The organism is Stenotrophomonas sp. RS-48, from assembly GCF_030053245.1.
Lineage (GTDB): Bacteria > Pseudomonadota > Gammaproteobacteria > Xanthomonadales > Xanthomonadaceae > Stenotrophomonas > Stenotrophomonas maltophilia_P.
Genome location: NZ_JASGBV010000015.1, coordinates 1 through 3,611, shown reverse-complemented (window position 1 = coordinate 3,611; position 3,611 = coordinate 1). Strand labels below are relative to the sequence as shown.

At 67.1% G+C, this 3,611-nt stretch carries 2 protein-coding genes; both read right to left on the bottom strand.

All coding sequences use genetic code 11. The features are described from left to right. Positions 1–289: 289 nt before the first annotated feature. Positions 290–2,098: a dihydrolipoyl dehydrogenase gene (gene lpdA / locus QMZ25_RS03615; protein ID WP_283219138.1), complete on the bottom strand. Its 1,809-nt coding sequence runs from the start codon at positions 2,096–2,098 to the stop codon at positions 290–292. Between the two features lie 107 nt (positions 2,099–2,205). Continuing rightward, a partial coding sequence (gene aceF, locus QMZ25_RS03610) for a dihydrolipoyllysine-residue acetyltransferase (RefSeq protein WP_283219137.1) occupies positions 2,206–3,611 on the bottom strand: 1,406 nt, incomplete at its 5' end.

The window sequence follows — 3,611 nt, the reverse complement described above, 5'->3', positions numbered from 1 at the left end:
ACGCAGCCCCCTCTCCCTCCGCGTGTCAGGCCTCCACGCGTCTGTTGAACTGGCTCTGCTGGAGCGTCCGTACACCGAGCCGCTGCGTGGGTGGCAGGCGTTTGGACACAGTAAAGGAGGAGGCGACCGCCGCAGGCGGGCGACGGGGGACATGTGTCCAAATGCCTGCCACCCGCGCAGCGGCCCGGAAGCTCGCGACCACAGTCACCGAAGCCACAGAAGCCACCAACAAAAAACCCGGCTTTCGCCGGGCTTTCCGTTTCACCGGGCATGGCCCGGCGCAAGCGCCTTACTTCTTCTTCGGCATGTACAGATCGGTGATCGTGCCGTCGTAGATTTCCGAAGCCATCGCCACCGATTCACTCAGCGTCGGATGGGCATGGATGGTGTGGCCGATGTCTTCAGCTTCCGCGCCCATCTCGATCGCCAGACCGATCTCGGCCAGCAGGTCACCGGCATGCACACCGACGATCGCGCCACCGATGATGCGGTGGGTCTCTTCATCGAAGATCAGCTTGGTGAAGCCCTCGGTGCGACCGATGCCGATCGCGCGGCCACTGGCCGCCCACGGGAACTTGGCCACGCCGACCTTCAGGCCCTTGGCCTTGGCCTCGGTCTCGGTCACGCCCACCCAGGCGATCTCCGGGTTGGTGTAGGCCACCGACGGAATCACGCGGGCCACCCACTCCTTCTTGTGGCCGGCCGCCACTTCAGCCGCCAGCTTGCCCTCGTGCGTGGCCTTGTGGGCCAGCATCGGGTTGCCGACGATGTCACCGATGGCGAAGATGTGCGGCACATTGGTACGCATCTGCCGGTCAACCGGGATGAAGCCACGCTCGGTGACCTGCACGCCAGCCTTCTCGGCATCGATCTTCTTGCCATTCGGCGAACGACCCACGGCGACCAGCACGCGGTCGAAGGTCCCCTGCGCCAGCGCCGGCGACTGCCCTTCCTCGGCCGCCTCGAAGGTCACGGTGATGCCCTTGGCATCGGCGGTGACGCCCGACGCCTTGGTCTTCAGGTGAACGTCGATGCCCTGCTTCTTCAGGCGGTCGGCCAGCGGCTTGACCAGGTCCTTGTCGGCGCCCGGCATCAGCTGGTCCATGAATTCGACCACGGTAACCTTGCTGCCCAGCGCACCGTACACGGTCGCCATTTCCAGGCCGATGATGCCGCCACCGACAACCAGCAGCGAACCCGGCACTTCGGCCAGCTCCAGCGCGTCGGTGGAATCCATCACACGCTTGTCGCCCCACGGGAAGTTAGGCAGCTTCACCGCCTGCGAACCCGCGGCGATGATGCACTTCTGGAAGCGCAGCAGCTGCGTGCTGCCGTCAGCGGCGGTGATCTCCAGCTCGTTGGCCGACAGGAACCGACCGACACCCTGCACGTTGCGCACCTTGCGCTGCTTGGCCATGCCAGCCAGACCCTTGGTCAGCTGGTTGACGACCTTTTCCTTGTACTGGCGCAGCTTGTCCAGCGTAATCGTCGGCTTGCCGAACTCCACGCCGAAATCGCCGGCATGGGCGACTTCATCGATGACCGCCGCCGCATGCAGCAGTGCCTTGGACGGAATGCAGCCGACGTTGAGGCAGACGCCGCCGAGGCTGGCGTAGCGCTCGACCAGTACCGTATCCAGGCCGACATCGGCTGCGCGGAACGCGGCGGTGTAGCCGCCCGGGCCGGAGCCCAGCACGACCATCTCGCATTCGATGTCGGCCGGCTTGCCGCTGGCCAGCGCCGGCTTCGGTGCGGCCGGTTCGGTCGGGGCACGATGCGACGGGGTGACCGGCGGCTTGCTGGCCGGGGCGGCGGCCGCCGGCGCAGGTGCGGACGCCTTGGCCGGGGCCTCGGCGGCTCCTTCGGTGTCCAGCAGGACCACCACGGCCCCCTCGGACAGCGTATCGCCGAGCTTGACCTTCAGTTCCTTGACCACACCGGCGGCCGAGGACGGCACTTCCAGCGTGGCCTTGTCCGATTCCAGGGTCACCAGGCCCTGGTCTTTCTTCACCGTGTCGCCGACGGCGACCAATACTTCGATCACCGGCACATCGCTGTAATCGCCGATGTCGGGAACCTTGACTTCAATCGTGGCCATGGTGGGTTTTCCTCATGCCCGCCCGGCGTGGCCGGCGGGCTGTCACTGCGTTTCGTCAGGCGGCCGCGCCAGGGGCGACGGCCACACGGTGGGGGCGAAGCGGTGCCTTACAGCAGCACGCGGCGCATGTCGGCCAGCACCTGCGACAGGTACGTGGTGAAGCGTGCGGCCAGGGCGCCATCGATGACGCGGTGGTCGTAGCTCAGCGACAGCGGCAGCAGCAGCTTCGGCGCGAATTCCTTGCCATTCCAGACCGGCTGGATGGAGGACTTGGACACGCCCAGGATGGCCACTTCCGGCGCATTGACGATCGGGGTGAACGCGGTGCCACCAATCCCGCCCAGCGAGCTGATCGAGAAGCAGCCGCCACTCATGTCGGCCGGGCCCAGCTTGCCGTCGCGCGCCTTCTTGGCCAGCTCGCCGGTTTCCTGTGCGATCTGCACCACGCCCTTCTTGTCGACGTCGCGGATCACCGGCACGACCAGGCCGTTCGGCGTATCGGCAGCGAACCCGATGTTGAAGTACTTCTTCAGGGTCAGGTTCTCGCCGCTGGCGTCCAGCGAGGCGTTGAACTCCGGGAACTTCTTCAGCGCCGCGGCGCTGGCCTTGATCAGGAAGGCGAGCATGGTCAGCTTGATGCCGGCCTTCTCGTTCTCCTTGTTCAGTGCGACGCGCAGTGCTTCCAGATCGGTGATGTCGGCCTGGTCGAACTGGGTGACGTGCGGAATCATCGCCCAGTTGCGGGCCAGGTTCGCGCCGGAGATCTTCTTGATGCGCGACAGCGGCTGCACTTCGGTCTCGCCGAACTTGCTGAAATCGACCTTCGGCCACGGCAGCAGGTTCAGCCCACCGCCTGCGGCGGCAGCGGTGCCGCCCGCGGCCGGAACGCCACCACTGAGCGCGGCCTTGACGAATTTCTGCACGTCACCCTTGGTGATGCGCCCGCCCTTCTCGGTACCGCTGATCTGCAGCAGGTCCACGCCCAGCTCGCGGGCGAACACGCGCACCGCCGGGGTGGCATACGGCACCTTGGCCGGCAGCACGCCATCGGCGTTGAACTGTACGGGCGGGCTGGACGGAGCGCCGGCCGACGCGATCTCACGAGCCGCCAGCTTGTCCGGCTGGGCGGGCACAGCGACCGGCTCGACCTTGGTGGCGGTCTCGGCAGCGGCCGGGGCCGCCGCAGCCGCTTCGCGGGTCGGCGCCGGCGCAGCAGCACCCTCGGCTTCGATGATGGCCACCACATTGCCCTGCGACAGGGTGTCCCCCACCTTGACCTTCAGTTCCTTGACCACACCGGCCACCGAGGACGGCACTTCCATGGTCGCCTTGTCGCTTTCCAGCGTGACCAGGCCCTGATCCTTCTTGACGGTGTCGCCCACGGCGACCAGCACTTCGATGACCGGGATGTCGGTGTAATCGCCGATGTCCGGCACCCGGGCTTCAACCGCACCGCCACCGGCAGCCGGGGCGGCCGGCGCGGCAGCCGCCGGGGCCGGGGCGCTCTGGGTGG